The 236-nt window shown below is 34.3% G+C and carries 1 protein-coding gene; it reads left to right on the top strand.

Features of this window, described 5'->3' with window-relative positions; genetic code table 11:
- A partial coding sequence (locus EGM88_RS13530) for an O-methyltransferase (protein ID WP_123898967.1) occupies positions 1 to 236 on the top strand: 236 nt, incomplete at both ends.

The following is a 236-nucleotide window of genomic DNA, read 5'->3' as shown; positions in this document are numbered from 1 at the left end:
GCTTGGTACTTTTACGGGTTACGCTACGCTTTGCTTAGCAGAAGGATTACAAGCCGATGGAGAAATTCATACTATTGATGTAAATGAAGAATTGGTAGATTTTCAACGAAAATATTTTGACAAATCTGCTTATGGAAAGCAAATACACCAACATTTAGGGAATGCCTTAGATATAATTCCTGAGTTAGATAAAACTTACGATTTGGTTTTTATTGATGCTGATAAGCCTAACTATG

The organism is Aureibaculum marinum, assembly GCF_003813905.1.
Taxonomy (GTDB): domain Bacteria; phylum Bacteroidota; class Bacteroidia; order Flavobacteriales; family Flavobacteriaceae; genus Aureibaculum; species Aureibaculum marinum.
Note: the sequence above shows the minus strand (reverse complement) of the source record. Positions and strands in the feature narration are given on the sequence as shown.